This window comes from Bradyrhizobium sp. Leo170 (genome assembly GCF_004296405.1).
Lineage (GTDB): Bacteria > Pseudomonadota > Alphaproteobacteria > Rhizobiales > Xanthobacteraceae > Bradyrhizobium.
Map to the genome: position 1 here is coordinate 1 of NZ_PSRR01000787.1, position 835 is coordinate 835.

The window sequence follows — 835 nt, forward strand, 5'->3', positions numbered from 1 at the left end:
GGGGGAATGTCAGATATTTTGTGTAAGAGACTTCTGTGAAGGGTGAATTGCAGTCGTTTGTTCTATCAGCCGGACATTGGTGTCGATCCCATGGTGGCTAACAGTGGCCGGGCAGCAAGCTCTGTCAAGGCCGTAGCCGCCGCAGGCGGGGGCCGCAGGCCCGCCTTTACAGAGCTTGCTGATCGGCCAAACTCGGGCCGCCGGATAAGACGGCCGATCGACACGTTGGTCATCGCGCTGATCCCGGAAAACGCGAGCCGAACTGAATGGCGAACTGGCCCATGGCGGCAGTCCACTCGACGCCCCGCCGCCACCTCAATCCGGCGTTCTTGATGGCGAGATAAAGCAGCTTCAACGCTGCGTCGTCGTTTGGAAAGCTGCCGCGGGTCTTGATGATCTTGCGCAAGCTACGGTGCAGCGCCTCGACCGCGTTGGTCGTGTAGATCATCTTGCGGACACCAGGAGCGAACGCGAAGAACGGCACGACCTGTTCCCAGGCGCGGCGCCAGGCCTGGCCGATCGCCGGATAGCGCTTGCCCCATTCGTCCTCGAACTCCTCGAGCCGGACCAGCGCCATGTCGGCATTCTCGGCCCGGTAGATTGCCTTGATGGCAGGCAGGATCGCCTTGCGATTCTTCCAGGCTACAAACGCCAAGCTGTTGCGGATCAGGTGCACGATGCAGGTCTGCACCACGGTCTGCGGATAGACCGAGGCGATCGCCTCGGGAAAGCCCTTGAGCCCATCGACCACCGCGATCAGGATATCGTTGACTCCACGCGTCTTCAGGTCGTTGACGACCTTGAGCCAGAATTTGGCACCTTCGGTCTGCTCAAT

At 60.7% G+C, this 835-nt stretch carries 1 protein-coding gene; it reads right to left on the minus strand.

Annotated features, from left to right (window positions below; translation table 11 throughout):
* Nucleotides 1-229 precede the first annotated feature (229 nt).
* A partial coding sequence (locus CWO89_RS44705) for an IS256 family transposase (protein ID WP_130584439.1) occupies nt 230-835 on the minus strand: 606 nt, incomplete at its 5' end.